A 20,505-nucleotide genomic window follows, 5' to 3' on the forward strand; every position below is an offset into this window, starting at 1 on the left:
ATTGATAATGATTATCATTATCGTATAAAGATTATTCCTCGTCTACAATACAGTGTAGAGAGGATGAACTTTAGCTACTTTTCTCCAGAAGTTTGCTAGTTCATGATTACGCTCCTAAAACCCCCCTCATTTTTTGGGAACGTGAAAATCTCAGACGACTTATTCTAAATTTAGAATAGAGTCGTCTTTTTTTTGTAAAAAAACAGCCCATAAAATGGACTGTTAAGAAGTTGGGTTTTGTTGCACAGCATTCTTTTTCCCGATAATCATTGTATAGTAACTATGTAATAGCATACCAACAATGATAACTCCGAGACCTGCAAGTGCAATAGGGCTAGGGAAGGCAATTCCTAATAGTAATACCTCACCTATAATAACGAAAAGAATTTCTGTTGATTGAGTTGCTTCCACAGCAGCTAGCTTGCCTTGATGGTCTCTTACGCGATCTGTTGCTATGAAAAATAAAACTGTTGCTATAACGCCTGAGCTAATTCCAACAAGCAATGATTGAAACATTTGACTTGCTGAGGGAAGTCCTACTGTAAGAACGGCATAAATAGCTATGATGATCCATGCTGGCATTGAAGCAATGGTCATTCCTAACACCCGCTGAAAAGTATCGATTCGGCCCCCACAAACTTCCATCATTTTACGATTGCCGAGAGGATAAGCAAAAGCTGCAACGATGACAGGTAAAATACCAAGCATTAAACTTCTAAACGATACTGATTGTGCATGAGGTATTTGTATAAGCAAAATACCTACTAAAATGACGCATGAAATAAGCAAGGATATGAAAGGTATTTTTTGTCGCACTGTTTTACCAGCAATGATCGATACAAAAAGAGGAGCTAATAATACACCAGCAACGATTGTAAACTGCCATGTACCTGAAACCAACCAACCTGGACCAAAAGCAGCAGCAAATGTTAATGGCGCGTAAAATAAAACAAATCCAACAAAGCTCCAAAGTAGCCATGCTATAGGCTGTGCTTTTATTTCACCAGAAAGCTGTGAAAAGCCCTTACGATAAAAGACAATGATAAGCAAGAAAGGGAGCATAAAAAAATAGCGTAATGATGCACTCCATAGCCAACTACCACCTTGCATTTCCATTGCGTGATTTAAAATAAATGTCACGGCAAAGAAAAGGGAAGCTAAAATACCTAATGCAATTTCTTTCATAAACATCACCTCAATTTGAGTTTATAACCTCAAACCCTTTATGTAATTTGAAAATTCAGTAATTATGGCTGAAAAAATTACGAAGAGAGGAAAAACCCCTCTTCGTAGCTATGAAAATTTTTCATGATTCCTTAGGTAAATGCGTATAGAAATAAGCTCACTCAAAATTAAAACTATTATTTTGCTTGCTGTTCAAAAAGCTGAACGATTTCTATGATAACTTGGGTTGCTTTTTCCATTGTTTCAGCGGATACATATTCGAATTTGCCATGCATGTTTTCGCCACCAGCGAAAATATTTGGTGTCGGTAGGCCCATATAGGATAATTGTGAGCCATCTGTACCGCCACGAATTGGCAGGGTATTCGGTGTAATATCTAATTTTTCCATTGCAGTACGTGCAATGTCAACAATTTCTTTTACAGGCTCAATTTTTTCACCCATATTGTAGTATTGATCTTCAATGGTAATACTCAGTGCATGCTCACCAAATTGTGCTTGAATTTTAGCTGCAGCATCACGCATTAATTGTTTTTTCTCTTCAAACTTTTGGCGATCATGGTCACGCACGATATAAGATAGCTCAGAATGCTCAAGAGCCCCTTTAAAGCTCATTAAATGAATGAAACCTTCATAACCTTCTGTCTTTTCAGGAACTGCGTCAGCAGGCATTTCATTTTGGAAGGCAATAGCCATTGTAATAGCATTCACCATTTTATTTTTTGCTGAACCAGGATGGACGCTAGTGCCTTTTGTAATTACTTTTACGCCAGCGGCATTGAAGCTCTCGAATTGTAGTTCGCCAAGTGGTCCACCATCCATAGTATAGGCATAGTCTGCACCGAAAGCGGCGACATCAAATTTATGTGGTCCACGACCGATTTCTTCATCTGGCGTGAAGGCTACACGGATTTTACCATGCTTAATAGTAGGATTTTTAATGAGGTACTCCATTGCCGTCATAATTTCAGCAATCCCTGCCTTATCATCAGCGCCTAATAAAGTAGTACCATCTGTTGTAATAAGTGTTTGGCCTACATAGTTTTTAAGCTCTGGGAAGTCAGTCGGAGACATAACTAAGTTTTCGTTTAACTGAATATCTCCACCATCATAATTATCTACACGCTGTGGCTTCACATTTGTGCCTGTATAGTCAGTAGCTGTATCAACATGGGCTAAAAAGCCGATAGTTGGTACTTCTTTTTCTGTATTAGCTTCTAATGAGGCAAATAAATAGCCATTTTCATCTAATGTAATGTCTGTTAAACCAATTTCGGCAAGTTCGTCTTTTAAAACATGTAATAAGTCAAATTGCTTTTGTGTAGAAGGAGTTGTTTCGCTTGTGAAGTCTGATTGTGTATCAATTTTTGCATAGCGTATTAATCGCTCAATTACTTGTTCTTTCATAAGTATGGCCTCCTAATGTATATATGTTAAAATTCTTTGTGCTTTTACAAAGCCGATTCCAGGCGCAATTATGTCTTGGCATAATCGATATTATTGTAACACTTTACTTCGGATTTCGGAATATTGAAGGATACTTAAAGCAATAAGTAATTGGGCGCTATAATAAGTCAGCATGATAATTTCATGAGAAAATGCTAGTGGCATGACAAATTTGTTAATAGCTAAATAAGAATCAGATGCAATAAATAATATTGCACCACTTGTTGCCAGAGTAGATCCAGTTTTAATAGCTGTCCATCCCATTGTGAGTATCACAGAAATGTAGGCGATTACTGCAATACCAAGTATGGTTTCACCTGTTTTAAAGACAGATCCCGCAATCCATATAGCCATACTTGCTCCATAGAGTAATAATAGTATTTTAGCCCAAGTTGGTACATGCCGCTCATTTGCAGTAGTGAAAGCAAAAATATAAAAGATATGCCCGATAAGAAAGCTAGTTAGACCGATTAAAAACCACTGCAATGTATAGTCTCCAATCATGCAGAATACAAGCCCAGCAATAATCAAAAGTTGGTATTTTTTAATATGTAATGGCTTCTGAATCGCAGCTAAAATAATGATGAGCAACATAGGAATCACTTTAAAGATGAGTTTTAAACTTTCAGCAATATGGGAAAAGAGAAAAATATAATAAAGACCCAATAAAATAATGACACTGATTAATAATTTTTTTAACAAATTTTTCAGCTCCTTTCCTTTTGAAATTCAATATTTATGGTAGAATTCCTTTCTGTACAACGTATGTATGAAACTTTTTTAGTATGTAACCGTAAAGTAAGTAGTGAGAAAGAAGAAGAGAGGATGAACCAAATGACTAAGCTACTGATAGCTTCAGCAGTCATTGCATTGATCGCAAGTGTGCTAGTGACACCGCTTATTACGAAGAAGCGAGAAGATGGACAATCGAAAAAGGTAATAGGATACTTTTTTATTGGAGTCTTTGTACTAGGGTTTTTAGCCACAGGGATTACGTTATATGTAACAAAAATTGATGTAAATTGGCTTGTTTTTTGGCCTGCTATTATTTTATTAACGTTAGTGGGTGCTCTGCTAGCAAGTGGTATCGAAAGGAAAATAAAAGGTGTTTTATTTTTAGCAAGTCTAGGTGTAGCTGTGTATGTTTTATCAGCACCTTTATGGAATGCTAATGAAAAATTTAAGTCATCCGAAATGAAGGAAGAAGTTGAAATAAAACCATTCGATGAGACACAAACACCTGCAAGTGTACCACCGAAATTTGCTCGCAATAAAATGAAAAAGGCTTTCGGTCAAGTGCCAAATACGAGCTACTATGAATTAGGACGCTTACAAATTCAAAAAGTGAAGGGCGAATATGTTTATATCGCACCAGTTGAATTTTCTGGATTCTTTAAATGGATGAACGGTGGTACAACACCTGGTTACTTCATAATGAGTGCTACAGATTCTGCGGATAATCCTAAATTTATAAAAGAGGAAATGAAATATGTACCTTCCGCATATTTAAATGCTAATTTAGAACGTCATATTCGTTTACAACACCCATTCCTTATTTTTTATGGTGACGTACAGCTGGAAGTAGATGATGAAGGAAAGCCATACTATATTCGCTCATATGGGGAATTTATTTCTGCGCGTAATGGCTTTGATGTAAAAGGAATTGTCTTGGTTGATGCGCTGACGGGGAAATCAGAGGTCATTAAACTGGATCAAATACCTGAATTTATTGATGGTGCTGTATCACCAGAGACAGTAAGTTTACAAAACAGTTATTTCGGTAATTATGTACATGGTTTTTGGAATAGTATGTTTGGTAAAAAGGATGTAAAGATTCCTTCTGATGAAGGAACAGAATCGAATGTTAGCCCGATTTTCGATGAGAAGGGTGATATGTATTACTTTACAGATTTTACAAGTCCTAAAGAAGGTGTAGATTCAATGTTAGGCTATTCACTAACAAACGCACGAACAGGGGATGCAACATATTATACAGGGAATCAAGACTCAAGTTATATGGATTCACAAGGTAATTTACAAATAATAGAGAAGAAATTTATTGAGAAAAAGTGGAATGGCGAAATGCCAGTGTTGTATAACTTTTATGGAGAAGCGAGCTGGCTGACAGCGGTGCTAGATTCCAATGGTTTCTTACAAAACTATTTTATTGTTTCTGCAGCCAATCCTGAAATTTCCGTTTACGCTACTACTCCTAAGGAGGCGTTGAAATTATATAAAACAGCCTTAAGTCGAGGAGGAAATACTGTAGATGGTAGCTCAAGTGCTGAGGAAAAACAAATAAGTGGTAAGGTATTACGTGTTTATAAAGAACGTCTAGGCGATTTTACAACTGTATCTTTCTTATTAAACAATGGTGAAAATTATTTAGTGAGTGCCGAAACAGAACCTTTAGCAATTTATTTACAGGAGGGTGATGAGGTAATACTCACTTATGGAGATACAGGAGAGCAGTTCCTACCAGTTCGCTCTCTTATAATTAGAGGACTACAATAAAAGAACAAAAGACGATCTTGTTATTACGAAGATCGTCTTTTTTATGTAGCTTGCCCTTGAACATAGGTAAGCATCTTTTCTCTATGGTTCATAAATAGTCTTTTTGCATGATCATTTAGTGTAAAGATTTCTTGTATATACCCCTGTAACAATTTATCTTCATATTCAAAAGCATGGCTTTGAGTGTTTTCTAAAATATAGGATAATAAAAGAGCATGCAAGACAACTACTTCTAAATTCTGTGTATTCGTAACGAATTTTAAATTGAGTATAGTAGTGTGAGAAACGAACTGATTGACATAATCAATGGGTTTTTTATATACATTCAAATCAATATGTGGCTCGAGTCTTTTTCTTAATTGGGTGCATTCATTATTTAAGTCTTCAATTTTTAAGAATAAACCTCTTACACTTCTCTTATGCTGTTGTTCTAAGGTGCGAGCAAGATGTTTATTGATATTGGACATTGTTTCTATAACTCCTTTCTTTAATAGGTATCATTTATTAATATGAATGGAATAGCTGGAAAAGGAAAGAGTCTTTTCGTTTAATTTAAGGTTAGATTTATAGAAGTAATTGTGGCAATATCCCTAGATTGAATATATATAGGTAATATTTTTATGTAAAAAATGGAATTATTATCATACGATAGTAACTCCATTCTCGTTAATTTATTTCCAATTAAACCCTTTAGTTGCTAAAAACTCTTTGATATGCGGACGTCGTTGTTCAATTAAAAAATCAGCCATCTGTTTTGTCCAGTTATCAATTTTTCTGTTAGACGAACGGCTGTTATAATATATTTCCATTTCCTCGTTGTAGGCTGGTAAAAGTTCTTCATATTTTTCAACATTGTATTCATTTTCATGTAATACAGCAGATACAGGTAAACGAGGTTTTACCTCATTGCGACGTGCAGGAACGCCGATTGTTAGCCCGAATAATGGGAAAACATGGTCAGGCAGATTAAATAATTCACTGATTTCAGAAGGTTTATTGCGTACACCTCCAATATAGCAAATGCCATAACCCATTGACTCTGCCGCAATAACAAAATTCTGTGCAAACAATGATACATCTGCTACACCAACAAGGACATTTTCAGCAGAATCGGCTACAATATCCACTCCTTCTAGTTTCCCAGCCATTTGAAGTCGCTTGAAATCTACGCAAAAAACAAATGCCCCACCAGAGGTTTCATATTGACGTGGATTACCAGAGAGTAAACCTAATTTTTCCTTTTTATCTGCATCTGTTACCCAGATTACACTATAGGCTTGCACAAAATGGGATGTTGCAGCCATTTGTGCTGTTCCAATTAAATCTTCAATGATTTCTTTTGAAATCGGTTCTCCATCATAGATGCGTACCGAGGAATGGCTACGTAATAGTTCTTTAACCATTAAAAACTCTCTCCTTTGTGTCTGTTCTATACTTTGAGCATAGCACGCTTTTCTAGCAAAATCGAATAATGAGGGATAAAAAGTTATACATCAATAATTTATAAATGTAGAAATTATCTCGTAAAGTAAAATATTTCATTTGATATAGATTAAATATTCTAAATAGTATAAAATTATAGGTGCGACTGTTTATTTGGTTGTGCTACCAAAAAATTACATGATCTTTATTCACAAATGTTTAGACAGCATTAGCTATTAGGTAATGAAATCCTCCTGGAATAAAGATACATTCTCTGACGGATGTCACAGATTTACTGGAACCAAATATGCAAGTTGAACAAAAATAAAGTGGAATGGAGGAATAGGGAATGGAAGAAAAGTTAGCGAAAAAGCTTCGTCATGAACAATTACGAAGCAAGGTTGTAACAGCGGAAGAAGCAGCTTCTTGGATTAAGGATGGCATGGTATTAGGGATGAGTGGATTCACACGTGCTGGTGATGTAAAGGTTGTACCTCTTGCACTTGTAGAGAAAGCAAAAAAAGAGGATTTTCAAGTAGATGTCTTTACAGGTGCATCACTTGGACCTGAGGTAGACCAATATTTAGCAGAAGCAGGGGTCATACGTAAGCGCGGTCCTTTCCAAGCAGATGCTGGCATTCGTAATAAAATCAATAGCGGTGATATCACATTTGTCGATGCCCATCTTTCCCATAATGCTGAGCTTGTTCGTCAAGGCATTATTGGACCAATTGATTTTGCGATCATTGAAGCGGCTGCTATTACAGAAGAAGGCTTATTAATTCCTACAACTTCAGTTGGTAACTCTCCCATTTTTGTGCAAGAAGCAGACCAAGTCATCATTGAATTAAACGTAGCACAGCTTGATGCATTAGAAGGTATACATGATATTTATGTACCTGCACAACAAGGAAAACGTGATCCAATTCCTTTACAGAATGTCTCTGATCGTCTTGGTATAATTGGAATTCCACTAGATTTAGATAAAGTAAAAGGCATCGTCATTTCGGATATATTAGATGCGCCATCAACGATTGTCCCTGCAGATGAAGAGACAGATGTTATGGCTAATCACTTATTAAATTTCCTACGTGAAGAGATTAAAGTAGGTCGCTTAACAACAAGTTTGCGTCCAATTCAATCTGGGGTAGGTTCAGTAGCAAATGCTGTATTGCTAGGCTTTAAAGACTCTGAGTTTGAGAACTTAGAAGTTTATTCAGAAGTTCTCCAAGATGCAGTATTTGAATTAATGGATGCAGGGAAAGTGAATTTTGCATCTGCTACTTCTATTACCCTTTCTGAGCAAGTAGGAAACCGTGTTTATGGGAATTTTGAAAAATATGCTGATAAATTAGTGTTGCGCCCTCAAGAAATTTCAAATCAGCCTGAAATTATTCGTCGACTCGGATTAATTTCAGTGAATACGGCATTGGAATTAGATATTTACGGCAATGTGAATTCCACACATGTTTCTGGTACAAAGATGATGAATGGTATCGGAGGGTCTGGTGACTTTGCTCGTAATGCACGTTTAGGAATTTTTGTAACAAAGTCTTATGCTAAGGGTGGAGATATTTCGAGTATTGTCCCAATGGTCTCACATGTAGATCATACGGAGCATGATGTTGATGTCATTGTAACTGAACAGGGCGTAGCAGATTTACGAGGACTTGCTCCAAAAGAACGAGTGGGACTTATCATTGATAATTGTGCACATCCTGATTATAGGGAGCAGCTGTGGCAGTACTTTAATGATGCCAATGAGGCAACGGGTGGACATCACACACCTCATGACCTAGAAAAAGCACTATCATGGCACGTTAACTATGCGAAAAACGGTACGATGAAGGATCCTGCTTTTACGAAACAATAGTCTTATCTTAAAAGCCTTGAAGGACAGATAGTCTGTTTCTTCAAGGCTTTTACGTTTTAATTTAATGAAAGTTCTATAATAATCCAATCCATTTCCAATAAGTTGCAGAGAACAAAAGTACGAGAAGGAAACCGATAATGGTTAATGGAATTCCAGATTTCAAGAAATCCTTTGTTGTAAAGGAGCCTGTACCATAGGCAAGCATGTTTTGTGGTGCACTAATTGGTAATAGGAAGCCAAAGCTTATGACGAATTGTTGCACAATAACAAAACCAACTTGATCAACATTAGCCGTTAATGTGGAGGCTAAAACGATAAACACAGGTATAAGTGCTGAGGCTAAGCTAGTTGCGCTTGCAAAACCTAAATGAATCAAAATGTTAAATAAAGTTACGAGTGCGATGGTTGCTAGTAAAGGCATAGTATCTAGCCCAAGTGAACCAAAAACTTTATCTGATAACCATGCAGCACCCTGCGTATTTAGTAAAATGGTTCCTAACATAATGCCTACCGCAAAGACGATAATTGTCCCCCATGGAATATGAGGCTCAACTTCCTTCCATGAATACACACCGATTTTAGGCATTAATAGAATCGCGATAGCAATAATTGTGACTGTTGTCGTATCAAATGGATGTAGCTTCCCTTCAGTTGCCCAGAAAAATAGTAAAACTACGGATGTAATGATTAAACGAATTTCAGGAGCCTTTAATGGGCCAAGCTCTGCAAGCTGTTTTTTGATGACCTCTTTACCACCTTCGATATTGCTAGTCTCAGGTTTAATTAAAGCAATCATAATGAAAAATAAAAAGATCGACATAATAATTGAGAAGGGGGCTGCATAAAGTAGCCAAGCACCCCATGAAATATCCACATTAAATTGCTCTTGGATAAAGTTTAAAGCCACCATATTTTGAGCTGCTGCAGTTTTAATACCAATATTCCAAATGGAAACGGCTTGTACCGAAGTAATAACTAATAAGGCAGCAAGCCGACTATCACGTGGTAAACCAAATGCTGCCACCATTCCAAGCAAAATCGGTACTACTGCGCCAGCTCGTGCTGTAGCAGAAGGTACAAAAAATGCGAGGACGATAGACACTAAAATAGCGCCAAATACGATAGCTTTTGTTTTCGTTCCTACCAGTGAAAGAATCCAAAGTGCAAGTCGTTTATGTAGATTAGTAATTTGCATTGCTGCGGCTAGAAAAAGAGCTGCTGCTACTAAAGCAACGGCAGAATTACTAAAGCCACTTAAAGATAATTTTAATGCGCTAGCTGTTCCTAGCTCTGTAGTTGGATTATCCATTGACGGAGCGAGTCCTAGTAAAACAGTTACTAGTGCAATGATCATGGCCGAGCTCACAGGATATGAAACGGCCTCTGTAACCCAAAGGATGACTGCAAAAGCTAAAATGGCTAAAGCTCGTTGCCCAGCTATAGGTAAATCACCATTGTTAGGTAAAAAGGTAATAATGATTAGTAACGCGAATGCCAAGCCAATCCATAGTGGCTTTAAATTAAGTTTTGTAGCTGCTTGCTTTGGTGAAGACATATTTTCTCATCCTTTCTACGATAAAAATGACGATTATTATCCATAACATCGGCCTGTATAATGTTTTATTGAGATAAGAATATGTCTATTTTATTGTAGAAAAAAATCTATGTGAAAATGGTGTTTTTTACAGCAATATGAGTAGATAAAGAGAAAAAATACGGTCACAAAAAATACAAAAATATCCATTAAATATTATTTCTTTTTCTTAAAGGCAGAAGTTACTTTAGGCTCTGTTCCATTGACTAATCGTTTAATATTTTCGAGGTGCAGGATGATGGCTATGCCAAAAAGAAGAAGAGCTATAATGGTTGGGCCAATGCCAGGAATCCATAAATAAGTTGCTGTACAAAACACGAGATAAAATTCTAGAACACCTACAATTAAATAATTTGTTGCAAAGGATAAAATAACAAATAAAATAAGTGCAAATAAACCAATCTTCCAATCAACAGCAAGTAAAATACCAATGATGGAGGCCGTTCCTTTCCCGCCGTTGAAGCCCATGTAGAAGGGGAAATTATGACCTAAAATAACCCCAGCAGCCATAATATAAGTAAGCAGCCAAATTTGTTCTTCTGTTAAATGAATAGCGTCCGCTAGATAAAAATGTGCACCTATAATAGCGACAACGCCTTTGCCTATATCGATGAGGGCTACTAAAACGCCATACTTCCAGCCAAGGGAAAGAGTGGCATTAGAGGCACCAGCATTACCGTGGCCAGCCTTTTTTAAATCAACCCCCGATAAAAATTGAGCCACTTTAGAGCCGTGAATACAGCCTATTATATAGCCAATCATAAGAAAAATGATCACGGCCTTTACCATAAAAATACTCCTCTCAAAATTTTTTCTAAAATAGTGTATGCGTTCATATTACGTATAAGAGCAGACAGAAGTTTCGGAAAAAATAAAATTTACATGTTGACAGAAAAAAACTCTATGTTTATACTGTGTAACAACGATGGAAATTGAATCTCATACTCTTATCAAGAGCGGCGGAGGGATAGGCCCTATGATGCCCGGCAACCAGTAAGCAATGAGCTTACTAAGGTGCTAATTCCTACAGATTCTTACTTGGATCTGGCAGATAAGGGGAGGAAAACTTGCAACCGCAACCCTCTTCTTAGCTGAAGAGGGTTTTTGTTTTCTACAGAAAATCCTCCTCATCTCCGGTACCATCGTAAAAAAATAACCATTTGGAGGTACACAATGACAAATTTTAAACCAGAAACATTGCTGTTGCATGGTGGTCAAGAGCCAGACCCAGTGACGGGATCTCGCACAGTTCCAGTCTATCGCTCAACTGCTTTCGTATTTAAAGACACTGCTCATGCGCAACGTCTTTTTGCCTTAGAGGAAGCAGGGAACATTTACACACGAATTACCAATCCAACAGTTGATGTGTTTGAAAAACGTGTGGCTTTATTGGAAGGTGGAACAGCAGCAGTAGCACTTTCATCTGGTGCAGCAGCTATCGCATTTTCCATTTTAAATCTAGCTGGAGCTGGTGATGAGATAGTAGCAGCTAGTTCTTTATATGGTGGTACGTATAATTTATTCGCTAACACATTACCAAACTATGGTATTAAAACAATTTTTGTAGATGAAACAAACCCAGAGAATTTCAAAGCAGCGATTACTGATAAAACAAAAGCTGTTTTTGCAGAGGTTTATGGTAATCCAAGTTTAAAGGTTTTAGATATTGAGGCAGTAGCTAAAATTGCACATGATAATGGTCTACCATTAATTATTGACAGCACGTTCGCTTCTCCTTACGGTTCTACACCTATTGAATACGGCGCAGATGTTGTAGTTCATTCAGCAACTAAATGGATAGGAGGTCATGGTACAACTTTAGGGGGCGTTGTTGTAGACGCTGGTAAGTTTGATTGGACTAGCGGTCGATTCCCTGGTTTTACTGAACCAGATGCCTCTTACCATGGTCTACGTTATGGAATTGATACAGCTTCTGCTGCCTTTGCTACAAAGCTACGTGTACAATTATTACGTGATTTTGGTCCAACATTAAGTGCTGATGCTGCTTTTAATTTATTGCAAGGGTTAGAAACGCTTCATCTGCGTATCCCTAAACACAACGAAAATGCATTGGCAGTGGCTGAGTATTTACAAAACCACCCATTTGTGGAGTATGTAAATTATAATGGCCTAGAAGATTTTCCGACACATGAGTTAGCAAAAAAATATTTAAGAAATGGCTTCGGTTCAGTGCTTACATTTGGCATAAAGGGTGGACGAGAAGCTGGGCGAAAGCTTATTGATAGCGTGAAATTATTTTCACATGTAGCAAATGTAGGTGATGCAAAGTCATTAATTATTCATCCAGCTTCCACTACTCATCAGCAACTATCAGCAGACGAATTAGTTCAAGCTGGTGTAACCGAGTCGCTCATTCGCTTATCCATCGGTTTAGAGGCAGTAGAGGATATTATTGCTGATTTAGATCAAGCCATTACACAGGCTACAACAACTGAACAAACAGTAGAAGCTTAAAGTTTAAAGAAAATGGTAAGATGTTGTGACGTTAACGTATTTTCTCATTCGATTAGCCTCATTTGGTAATGCGTTAAACGTTGCTACATCAATCTATTACTGCATCCGTTAATTATCAGAACCTTATAAAAAATAATACCAAGTAATTTTATATGTATTATTGACTTTGTTAAATCCATGTTATATACTAGGAAATAAGTTAACAGTACGAAAATTTTTTTAAAAGGTAAATGTTTCATAAGTGCTCCCCCACTTTTGAATATATAGAAGAGTAGTTGCCTAGCCAGTGACTACTCTTCCCAAAAACTGATGATAAAGGAGTGTTTAAAATGGGTAACATCTATAGTGCGCAAAACATTGTATCCTATCTAATATATGAGCTAAATGAAGGGCATGTATTTGTCAACAATAAATCCATTCAACACCTTCTTACATCAGTCGAAAGAAAATGGCAGGAAGTATTTGGTCATACAGCATTTCAAGAACATGTTTTTACTGAAAAGGACTTTACTGTAAAGGAAGTATTTGAGGCATATGAACAGTACGGTGTGAGCCATATCTCACTTCCTGCGACAGAGTTTTACTTGAAGTATGGTACATTTCAATTAGTGGAACGTACGTATGCAATACCAAATTTTACAGAAGAAGAGATTAGTCTTGTTCAACAAGCTTTAGCACAATATCGTTATCAATTGCTTTCAAAAGCAAGTTAAAACCCCCTCATATTTTTAAGCTCATTCTCTGCTGCTACAGGGAATGAGTTTTTTCTTTAAAGGGATTGTTATGAGTGTCTGAGCATACATATATATAATAGAAGAAAGACATTCATATATTGAAATTTAAATAGTCAATATTTGTTCAAATCTTATAGATTGATTAATAAAACGTATAATAAAGGGAATGAAACCGATTTCTTTTGCACATCTAGAGAAAACAAATGTCCTTCCTAGAAAGATTTTTCTTGTGCAAAGCGTGTATTTGCGTTACAATTTTCTTTAAGTTAAATTTTGAATTATTTGAATTTGTATGTGTCCTAACACATATAGAAATAGCGAAACTCATACAAAGAGAGTTGTTGGCTAAAGACTGCGGTGGGTGTCAAATTGTCATGACACAACCCCATGGAAAATTAGCTTTAATGAAACTGCGGAATGTAAGTTGGAGGGAATAACAAGAATGGCAACTATAAAGGCAGCGATTTTAGGATTTGGAACGGTAGGTCAGGGGATTTACCATATTTTAAATGAAAAACGAGAAGAGCTAAAAAATAAATTAGGTATTGAATTAGAGGTAGCGAAGATTTTAGTGACAGATGCTAGTCGTGAACGTGTACCAGGTACAGCACATTTAATGACAACAAGTATGGATGAAGTCTTAGCAGAGCCAGGTATGCAGGTAGTGTTTGAAGCAATTGTGAACGAAGAACCTGCATACAGTTATTTAAAGCGAGCGGTGGAACATAAATGTCATGTTATTACTGCCAATAAAGTGATGTTTGCCAAACGAGGTTTGGAGTTGCAGGATCTTGCAAAAGCTAATGGCGTTTTTGTAGGCTATGAGGCTACTACCGCTGGTGGCGTACCTGTGATAAAAACAATGAAAAATATCTTACTTGTAAATGATGTAAGTCGTATACAAGGTGTCTTAAATGGCACATGTAATTATATTTTAACAAAAATGCGTGCACAGGGCTGGTCGTTCGAAACAGCTTTAAAAGAGGCACAAGGCTTAGGTTATGCCGAAGCAGATCCATATAATGATATATCTGGGCAGGATGCATTTAAAAAATTAATGATATTAAGTGCCTTAGCTTTTGGTGAGCAGCCTGACTGGTCAGATGTAGAGGTAATTGGGATCGATAGTATCTCTGCTGAACAGGTTCATGAAGCATGTGAAAAGGGTCTTCGTTACCGCCATGTTGCTGAGGTGGAAAAACTAGCTAACGGTAAGATTATTGCAAAAGTAGGTCCTCAACTAGTTGATAAAGAGCATCCACTTTATCCAGTCGATGATGTGTTCAATGCGGTGGCATTAGAGACTAACTATATTGGTACATTAACATTAATCGGTCCTGGAGCAGGGATGTATCCAACAGCGAGTGTCATGGTAGAAGATTATGCTGAAATCATTGGGAAAAGAGCAGGATTTGTTGTGACAATCTAATAAAAGCTTTAAAAAAGGCCCGCCATTCAACAATGTTCAATTGTATGAATGGTGGGCTTTTAGTCTTCATCTTTGACGTCTATGTCCTCTGGAATAGGAGTAGCACGCCAAATTTCAATTTCCTCTTTTATACGTTCCAATTGTTTAAAATAAGTGCTGAATTGTCCACTATTGATTAAAATTTGTTGGCCATCGTAAACAGAACGGATGCGTCCTTCGTAAATTAGACGCATTACTTGATCCTCAGGCATACCAAGATCAATAGCTGTCTCTTCAATTGATTTGTACATACGATTCGCTCCTTTTACTGTTTTTATTATAACGTCCATTCATGAGAAAACATACTATTGGAATTAAAAGAAAAGTAAAAATGATAATTGTTTGATTTTGGATAAATATGTATGATTAGTATGGAGAAAGATGTGAAGCGGGGATGAGCTGAAAAATGTTAAATTCATTGTTTGTATTACTAGCAGCTATTCTATGGGGAATGACAGGTACTGCCCAGACATATTTGGATGAAGGGGTATCTCCAATAGCTGTAGCCACGATTCGTTCTGCAATTGGTGGCAGTTTATTATTAGCTATTACGATTATAATGAGGAAAATTAATTTTTTAAGGTGGTCATGGAAATGGACAATTTTAGCTGCGGCTAGTATTGCGTTTTTCCAAGGTCTTTTCTTCTCATCCATTCGTCTAACAGGTATAGCCATTGGAACTGTTGCTACTATTGGTAGTGCACCAGTGTTTTCTGGTGTATTAGAGTGGCTAGTATGGAAAACACGTCCCACAGCAGTATGGGGACTTGCTACATTGATGGCCATTATCGGATGTCTTTTATTGTTTATGAATAATGGAGAGGAGTCTGTTCACGTTGGCGGATTCACATTAGCGCTTTGTGCAGGTTTGTCCTTTGCATTTTACACAAGCATAAGTAAAAAATTAATGGCACAAGAAGAAGCATTACCCGCAGTTGCTATGACATTCTCCATTTGCGCTTTGTTTTTACTGCCGTTTTCTATACAAGATGGATTTTCCTGGTTAGTAGATGTGCACAACTTATGGACAATGTTATTTATGGGGATTATGTGTACAAGCGTAGCGTATTTCCTGTTTTTAAGTGGACTACAAAAAATTAGTTCATCCTCAGCTGTAACACTTTCATTAGCAGAACCATTGACTGCTGCAATTCTTGGTGTGTTTTTAATTGGAGAACACTTAAGTATAGTTTCCTGGCTTGGAGTAGCGATGCTTTTAGGTGGCATTGTTGTTTTAACATTGGGTGGGAGAAAAAAGCTAAAACCTTAAGAAATTCTTCATTTTTATAATAGCTGGTTTTTAAGATTTAAAAGATACACTTATATTTGAGAGCGAGGTGTATATCATGACGAAATTAACAGTTCTTGTTACAGATGACGATCAAGATATTCGTGATGGTATTGAAATCTATTTAAAAAATGAAGGCTATCATGTCATTAAAGCAGCAGATGGCTTAGATGCATTAAAAAAGCTAGAGAACAATGAAGTACATTTAATAATTTTAGATATCATGATGCCAAATATGGATGGAATTACAGCAACCTTTAAAATTAGGGAAGAGCGTAATATTCCGATTATCATGCTGAGTGCAAAGGCGGAGGATGGCGATAAGATTCATGGATTATCGGTTGGAGCAGATGATTATGTAACAAAGCCATTTCATCCATTAGAGCTGTTGGCACGTGTAAAATCTCAGCTGCGCCGTTATGTTCAGCTAGGAACGTATAGTGAGGGAGCTACAAAAGTGGAAATAGACGGACTTATTCTTGATGAAGAGGCAAAAGAGGTTGTACTAGAAGGAGAACCAGTTCGACTAACCCCGATAGAATATAAAATTACAGAACTATTAATGAAAAATGCAGGGCGTGTGTTTTCGATTCGTGAAATTTATGAACGTGTTTGGAATGAGGAAGCTTATAATGCTGAAAATATTGTAGCTGTTCACATTCGGAAAATACGTGAGAAAATTGAAGCTGATCCGAAAAATCCACGCTATCTAAAGGTGGTATGGGGCGTTGGCTATAAAATGGAAAAATAAATTAGAGAAGTATATGACTATTGCTGGATTTATTGCAGGTGTTATTGGGCTTATCTATTTTGGAATTTATGCCTATCAAATCGTCGATTCTCGCTCCTCAGAGGTTTTACAATTGTTAGAAAGAATTTTTTAGAGGAGTGTAAAAAGGGATGATAAAAAAATGGAAATCTCTTCTCGTATTAATGTGTTTAATCTGGACAATTTTCGGAGTCTTTACTTTTTATAATGTGGGCTATCAGTATATTGGTAAATCATATTTTGATTCGGAAAATTTCCAACATGAAATCGATAATTTCACGGGAGAACTAGGACCGTTAGTAATTAATGTACCAAATGCAGAAGAATTGAAAAATAAAATTGAGATTACTCAAACTGAAATAGAAGATCATCGTAATTATTATGGTACATTAGGACAGCAAATCGATAATATTAAGGCACAATACGAACAACGTATTCAGGAAGCTATAGATGCCAATGCAACAGAATTAAAGACAAAGCTAGTGTCTGAACGTGATAATAAAATTAAAGATATTACAGCAAATTTTGAAGATGATGAGCATGTAAGAAAAAAGATTCTTGCTGAAAAGGAGGCCCTCATTGATAAATATATTAAAGCAGCAAAAGGTGAATCCAAAAACTTTGGAAAAAACTATGACTATTGGTCTTATGAGTTGACCAATACAGAAACTGGTAAAACGTACCGTGCAGGTGATGTTACCGAAAGTAGTGCCTATAAAATTAAGTATACTGATCGAAAACCGCTATATGCATGGAATATCAGTGAGAATTTAAGAGATATTTTTTACAATACCGAAACATACGTGAATGTAGATGATCTTTACGAAACAGCTGAATATACAGGTGTAATAGCTATTTCAAAAAAGCAGCTATGTCAGAAGATGTTATACAGGGAGGGTATCAACAATTTCAACAGTTTCAACGCAATCAATATACTCACTACTTTATTTGGCTCACAAGTATTTTAATGGCCGTCTTTGTATGGAGGGGGCGTAAAGACTTATTACAGATAGTTACGAGTATGAAGGAAAAAGATCTTTTAACAAAGTATAAAATCGATGTACAAATTATTCTTTTGTTAATAACGAGCCTTATGTATTTCATTTCAGCCCAGGTTGTTTTTGAATCTATTGAATATAATTCTGTTTATAATTATAATTATGTCCGTTTTATACTCGATATTGGCTTTAAAATACTTGTTTTAATGGTAATTGGTAGTGCTTTCTTCGTGCAATTAATTTGGTTGTATACAAGAGTAAATACTTTGAATAAGCTAGAGGAAAATGTGAAATCGAGCTATTTATGGTCACTTGGGGATTCGTTGACTGACTTATTTATTAATCGTTCGATCGCATTACATTCAATTGTAATGCTAGCCGCAGCCTTCTTTGGAGGTGGTAGCCTTGTTGCTACCATGATAGGAGGCGGAGCTTTTCCAGTCCTTGTACTTGGCATTTGTATGTTTATAGGATTTCCTGCTATGATTGTTTTCCTATCAAGAATGGGTTATTTAAACCGTATTATGAAAGATACGAAGGATATGGCTGAAGGACGTTTAAATCGTGATGTAAAGGTAAAAGGTAAATCTCCGCTTTCAGGTCATGCAGAAAACCTCAATCATTTACGAGAAGGTGTGCGTACGTCCATGCATGAGCAGGCGAAAAGTGAGCGGTTAAAAACAGAGCTGATTACAAATGTGAGTCATGATTTACGTACTCCTTTAACCTCTATAATTACGTATACCGATTTACTGAAGAAGCCAAATATTACAGAGGAAGAACGGAAACAATACATCCATATACTGGATAAAAAGTCTGAACGTTTAAAAGTGCTGATTGAAGACCTTTTTGAAGTATCGAAAATGGCTAGTGGTAATATTGAACTTCACCGCAGTCGAGTAGATTTAACACAGCTTATCCAACAAGCTGTAGGGGAGCATAAAGAGGATTTAACACAGTCACAACTAGATTTACGAATGACCATGCCTCATGATCCAATCTTTGCATATGTGGATGGTCAAAAATGGTGGAGACTTATTGATAATTTAATTGTCAATGTTTTGAAGTATGCGCTAGAGGGAACGCGTGTTTATGTGACATTTAAGCGTACGGCAGATGGCGATGCTGAATTTACGGTGAAAAATGTAGCAAAGTATGAAATTAGTGAAGATGCTGAGGAATTATTTGAACGCTTTAAACGTGCAGATGCCTCACGTCATACAGAGGGCTCAGGGCTTGGATTAGCCATTGCACAATCCATTGTCGATTTACATGGAGCAAGAATGAGCATTGATGTAGATGGCGATTTATTTAAAGTAATCGTTCGAATTCCAGCAGTTTAATGGTAAAAAGGCGGCAAACTTCTGCCGCCTTTTTTATTATAGGCCTAAATTTTTGGCGATAATAACCTTCATGACTTCATTAGTACCAGCATAGATCGACATAACAGGTATATCTCTATATCTTCTAGCAATCTTATATTCCTCCATATAGCCATAGCCACCATGCAATTGCATACATTGCGTAGCAAGGTCACGTGCATTTTCGGTAATCCAGTATTTTGCCATAGAAACTTTTGTCACAACATCATTGCCTGCAATATGCTCTTCAATCAATGATTCTAAAAAGGATTTACCAAGCTCGATTTTAGTAGCCATTTCAGCTATTTTAAATTGTGTATTTTGGAAGTCACCAATTGTTTTGCCAAAAGCCTGACGTGATTTCACATAGTCCAGCGTTAGTGTAAGCATATCCTCAGCGGCTGTTTGTGCGGCAATCGCTACTGCTAATCGCTCTTGCTGCAGTTTTTCCATCATATAATGAAAGCCCTTGCCTTCTTCGCCAAGTAGATTTTGAACAGGCACTCGACAATCTTCAAAATAGAGTTCAGCTGTATCTTGGGCATGCATACCAACTTTTTCGAGCTGTCTTCCTTTTGTAAAGCCAGGTGTGCCCTCTTCAATAACAAGTAGGCTAATACCACGATGTTTTTTATCAGCCTGAGGATTTGTTTTTACTGCGACAACCGCTAAGTTTGTATGGATGCCATTTGTTATAAAGGTTTTTTGACCATTTACAATATAATGGTCCCCATCGCGAATGGCTGACGTTTTGATATTAGCCAAGTCTGAACCTGTGCCAGGCTCCGTCATTGCAATAGCTGTTATATAGTCGCCTGTGACACATTTTGGTAGCCAACGAGATTTTTGTTCGTGTGTCCCATATGCTTCGATATACGGGACAACAATATCATTATGCAGGCCAACCCCGATAAGACTTGAGCCTATACGTTCAAGTTCTTCTTGTATAATGACGCCAAAGCTGAAATCCAAGCCTAGCCCGCCATATTGTTCTTCTACTTGTGGACAAAGATAACCCATATCACCAAGCTTACGCCAAAAAGAAAGCGGAATAAGATGATCCTTTTCCCACTGGGCATAATGCGGTTCAGCTTCTTCAGCTAAAAACTTACGAAAGGTTTTGCGAAATAATTCATGCTCTGTTGTTTCAAATTTATAACGTGTCATTTGAAATAGCACCCCTTTTTCTTCGTAAATACGCGATTTTGCTCGTTCATCTACTATGTTACTGGAAGGAATGCGAAAATGAAAGTAGCGTTTAGTATGTAAATGACGAAAATGTCATCTATATACAGTGAAATGTCATGTAAAACGAGAGTAACGAATGAAATGAAAAGGTAAACTTAAATTTGTCATAGAATAAAGGGACAAGTTCCTAC

At 36.8% G+C, this 20,505-nt stretch carries 19 protein-coding genes and 1 riboswitch; of the genes, 10 read left to right on the plus strand and 9 right to left on the minus strand.

Annotated features, from left to right (window positions below; all coding sequences use genetic code 11):
* Nucleotides 1–222 precede the first annotated feature (222 nt).
* From LBYS11_RS01945 to LBYS11_RS01955, 3 genes are all read right to left on the minus strand, one after another.
* Nucleotides 223–1,185 carry a DMT family transporter gene (locus LBYS11_RS01945; RefSeq protein WP_103117363.1) on the minus strand — a complete coding sequence of 321 codons (963 nt, stop codon included), beginning with the start codon at nucleotides 1,183–1,185 and terminating at the stop codon, nucleotides 223–225.
* Between the two features lie 176 nt (nucleotides 1,186–1,361).
* On the minus strand, nucleotides 1,362–2,591 hold the full coding sequence (pepT, locus tag LBYS11_RS01950; RefSeq protein WP_048393267.1) for a peptidase T: 1,230 nt from the start codon (nucleotides 2,589–2,591) through the stop codon (nucleotides 1,362–1,364).
* A gap of 90 nt (nucleotides 2,592–2,681) precedes the next feature.
* On the minus strand, nucleotides 2,682–3,332 hold the full coding sequence (locus tag LBYS11_RS01955; protein WP_103117364.1) for a lysoplasmalogenase: 651 nt from the start codon (nucleotides 3,330–3,332) through the stop codon (nucleotides 2,682–2,684).
* Nucleotides 3,333–3,464: 132 nt separating this feature from the next.
* On the opposite strand from LBYS11_RS01955, the gene LBYS11_RS01960 reads away from it, so the two are divergent.
* Nucleotides 3,465–5,144, plus strand: coding sequence for a tripartite tricarboxylate transporter TctB family protein (locus LBYS11_RS01960; RefSeq protein ID WP_054549130.1), 1,680 nt, complete (start codon nucleotides 3,465–3,467; stop codon nucleotides 5,142–5,144).
* A 41-nt stretch (nucleotides 5,145–5,185) separates the two neighbouring features.
* Here the strand turns inward: LBYS11_RS01960 and LBYS11_RS01965 are convergent, their stop codons facing one another.
* Nucleotides 5,186–5,611, minus strand: a complete 426-nt coding sequence (locus LBYS11_RS01965; RefSeq protein WP_054549068.1) for a hypothetical protein — start codon at nucleotides 5,609–5,611, stop codon at nucleotides 5,186–5,188.
* 204 nt (nucleotides 5,612–5,815) lie between these two features.
* The gene (gene chrR, locus LBYS11_RS01970; protein ID WP_048393273.1) at nucleotides 5,816–6,547 is read right to left on the minus strand and encodes a class II chromate reductase ChrR; all 732 of its coding nucleotides are present in this window, start codon (nucleotides 6,545–6,547) and stop codon (nucleotides 5,816–5,818) included.
* A gap of 368 nt (nucleotides 6,548–6,915) precedes the next feature.
* On the opposite strand from chrR, the gene LBYS11_RS01975 reads away from it, so the two are divergent.
* Nucleotides 6,916–8,439, plus strand: a complete 1,524-nt coding sequence (locus tag LBYS11_RS01975; RefSeq protein ID WP_048393275.1) for a succinyl-CoA:acetate CoA-transferase ScpC — start codon at nucleotides 6,916–6,918, stop codon at nucleotides 8,437–8,439.
* A gap of 73 nt (nucleotides 8,440–8,512) precedes the next feature.
* On the opposite strand, the gene LBYS11_RS01980 is transcribed toward LBYS11_RS01975, so the two are convergent.
* Entirely contained in the window at nucleotides 8,513–9,994 is a 1,482-nt protein-coding gene (locus LBYS11_RS01980; RefSeq protein WP_048393276.1) for a DASS family sodium-coupled anion symporter, read from the minus strand.
* Between the two features lie 195 nt (nucleotides 9,995–10,189).
* Entirely contained in the window at nucleotides 10,190–10,822 is a 633-nt protein-coding gene (locus tag LBYS11_RS01985; RefSeq protein ID WP_048393278.1) for a glycerol-3-phosphate acyltransferase, read from the minus strand.
* A gap of 155 nt (nucleotides 10,823–10,977) precedes the next feature.
* Nucleotides 10,978–11,091: riboswitch (SAM riboswitch) on the plus strand.
* A 115-nt stretch (nucleotides 11,092–11,206) separates the two neighbouring features.
* Here LBYS11_RS01985 and LBYS11_RS01990 point away from each other — a divergent pair.
* The 3 genes from LBYS11_RS01990 (at nucleotide 11,207) to LBYS11_RS02000 (ending at nucleotide 14,671) form a co-directional block, all read left to right on the plus strand.
* Nucleotides 11,207–12,508 (plus strand): O-acetylhomoserine aminocarboxypropyltransferase/cysteine synthase family protein, encoded by a 1,302-nt coding sequence (locus tag LBYS11_RS01990; RefSeq protein WP_048393279.1) that lies wholly within the window; start codon nucleotides 11,207–11,209, stop codon nucleotides 12,506–12,508.
* Between the two features lie 329 nt (nucleotides 12,509–12,837).
* Nucleotides 12,838–13,221, plus strand: coding sequence for a hypothetical protein (locus LBYS11_RS01995; RefSeq protein ID WP_048393282.1), 384 nt, complete (start codon nucleotides 12,838–12,840; stop codon nucleotides 13,219–13,221).
* Nucleotides 13,222–13,684: 463 nt separating this feature from the next.
* Entirely contained in the window at nucleotides 13,685–14,671 is a 987-nt protein-coding gene (locus tag LBYS11_RS02000; RefSeq protein ID WP_048393283.1) for a homoserine dehydrogenase, read from the plus strand.
* Nucleotides 14,672–14,730: 59 nt separating this feature from the next.
* Here the strand turns inward: LBYS11_RS02000 and LBYS11_RS02005 are convergent, their stop codons facing one another.
* On the minus strand, nucleotides 14,731–14,961 hold the full coding sequence (locus LBYS11_RS02005; RefSeq protein ID WP_004229745.1) for a MerR family transcriptional regulator: 231 nt from the start codon (nucleotides 14,959–14,961) through the stop codon (nucleotides 14,731–14,733).
* A gap of 155 nt (nucleotides 14,962–15,116) precedes the next feature.
* Between LBYS11_RS02005 and LBYS11_RS02010 the strand changes: the two genes are divergently transcribed.
* From LBYS11_RS02010 to LBYS11_RS23415, 5 genes are all read left to right on the plus strand, one after another.
* Nucleotides 15,117–15,980: a DMT family transporter gene (locus LBYS11_RS02010; RefSeq protein ID WP_103117365.1), complete on the plus strand. Its 864-nt coding sequence runs from the start codon at nucleotides 15,117–15,119 to the stop codon at nucleotides 15,978–15,980.
* Between the two features lie 76 nt (nucleotides 15,981–16,056).
* On the plus strand, nucleotides 16,057–16,749 hold the full coding sequence (locus LBYS11_RS02015; protein WP_048393287.1) for a response regulator transcription factor: 693 nt from the start codon (nucleotides 16,057–16,059) through the stop codon (nucleotides 16,747–16,749).
* The gene (locus LBYS11_RS23020) at nucleotides 16,727–16,882 is read left to right on the plus strand and encodes a hypothetical protein (RefSeq protein WP_155483369.1); all 156 of its coding nucleotides are present in this window, start codon (nucleotides 16,727–16,729) and stop codon (nucleotides 16,880–16,882) included. The genes LBYS11_RS02015 and LBYS11_RS23020 overlap by 23 nt, the downstream gene beginning before the upstream one ends.
* Nucleotides 16,883–16,898: 16 nt before the next feature.
* A complete protein-coding gene (locus LBYS11_RS23410) occupies nucleotides 16,899–17,735 on the plus strand; it encodes a hypothetical protein (RefSeq protein WP_233732365.1) in 837 nt (278 codons plus the stop codon).
* 53 nt (nucleotides 17,736–17,788) lie between these two features.
* Nucleotides 17,789–19,108: a sensor histidine kinase gene (locus tag LBYS11_RS23415; RefSeq protein ID WP_233732367.1), complete on the plus strand. Its 1,320-nt coding sequence runs from the start codon at nucleotides 17,789–17,791 to the stop codon at nucleotides 19,106–19,108.
* Between the two features lie 36 nt (nucleotides 19,109–19,144).
* On the opposite strand, the gene LBYS11_RS02025 is transcribed toward LBYS11_RS23415, so the two are convergent.
* Nucleotides 19,145–20,293: an acyl-CoA dehydrogenase family protein gene (locus tag LBYS11_RS02025; RefSeq protein WP_048393289.1), complete on the minus strand. Its 1,149-nt coding sequence runs from the start codon at nucleotides 20,291–20,293 to the stop codon at nucleotides 19,145–19,147.
* Between the last annotated feature and the right edge of the window lie 212 nt (nucleotides 20,294–20,505).

It is taken from the genome of Lysinibacillus sp. YS11, assembly GCF_002896375.1.
Classification (GTDB): domain Bacteria; phylum Bacillota; class Bacilli; order Bacillales_A; family Planococcaceae; genus Lysinibacillus; species Lysinibacillus capsici.